This is a genomic window from Streptomyces sp. RP5T, from assembly GCF_003933965.1.
In the GTDB taxonomy this organism is placed as follows: domain Bacteria; phylum Actinomycetota; class Actinomycetes; order Streptomycetales; family Streptomycetaceae; genus Streptomyces.
Genome location: NZ_RSAJ01001117.1, coordinates 1 through 1,211, shown reverse-complemented (window position 1 = coordinate 1,211; position 1,211 = coordinate 1). Strand labels below are relative to the sequence as shown.

The window sequence follows — 1,211 nt, the reverse complement described above, 5'->3', positions numbered from 1 at the left end:
GCCTCGCCCGACTCACCCCACGCCCCCGATTCCCTGTCTGGCCGCTTCGGGGCGATGGATACCCCGGGGCCGGCAGCCCAGTTCGTCGGAGCGGCCCAGCAGGTCGGCGAGGTACCAGACGATGGCCAGCCACATCTCCGTGCCCTGGAGGCCGGGCTCGGGGCCGGGACCCGCCGTGCCGGGTCCGAACCCGAAACCCCGGCCCGCCTGCCAGCGCGGCAGCACCGTGGCCAGCTGCCGTTCGGCCCAGTCCCGGATCTCGCCGGAGCGGTAACCGTCCGCGGCGCTGCCCAGTTGCCGGGTGCACAGCCACAGGGGATGGGCCACGTCGAGCACATTGCAGGCGTTCTCCCGCCCGAGGCCGAAATACCGGGCGTCGCGCGCGTGGTCCAGGACCGTGTCCACGACCCGCTCCGGATACGGCACCGGCAGCCCGAACTGTGCGAACGACCCCCGCGTCAGCCGGTAGTAGCCGTTCACCATCTGAAGCCGGCCCTCCTCCGACGAAGGGCTGCCCCACATGCCGGTCCACGGATCGACTCGGGTCAGCAGCCACCCGAACAGCGACTCGGTCGTCCCCTCGCCCTCCTCGCCGTGTCGCAGGTTCCAATGGGCCGCCGTGGCAAGGCTGTCGACCCAGGCACCGGCACCCCAGGCCGCCGTCCTCCAGGGCAACGCCGACAGTCGTACGCCTAGTTGACGTGCCGTCATGTTGCTGACTCCGTGGACCGGATGAGGGAGACCCGGTCCGAGGAGGTCGAGGGCGTAGCCCACGCACAGGACGTGATACAGCGCCGCTCCCTCCCCGATGAACCCGTCGGTCTCCACCACCGGATGCGGTGCGCCGAACTCCGGGACCAGACCGCTCCTCGGATCCTGGAGGCCACTCAGCCGCTCGACGTGCTCCTCGGCGGACAACTGCTCCGGCACGGCCCCGAGCAGCAGATCGGCGATCTCCACAGCGTCGCAGTGCGCGCGCACGGTGGGCGCGACGCCCGGCCGGTCGGCATAGCGCTCACCGTCCCAGCATCGTTCCAGCATCTCACCGGCCTGGGCCCGAGCGGAGTCGGCGAAGACGGCGAGGCTGCCGCGGGGCACCGCCTCCGGTCCGGGCACGGCGCCGGTCCCCGGGCGGACCGCGGCCGCACGGCCCCCGTCCGGCCATATCCCTGTCCCGGACACCCCCGAGGACGCCCTCGATGCAGCCGCCC

The 1,211-nt window shown here is 72.6% G+C and carries 1 pseudogene; it reads right to left on the bottom strand.

Annotated features, from left to right (window positions below):
- Window positions 1-12: 12 nt before the first annotated feature.
- Window positions 13-1,211, bottom strand: a pseudogene (locus tag EHS43_RS44855) (acyltransferase); the annotation flags it as partial.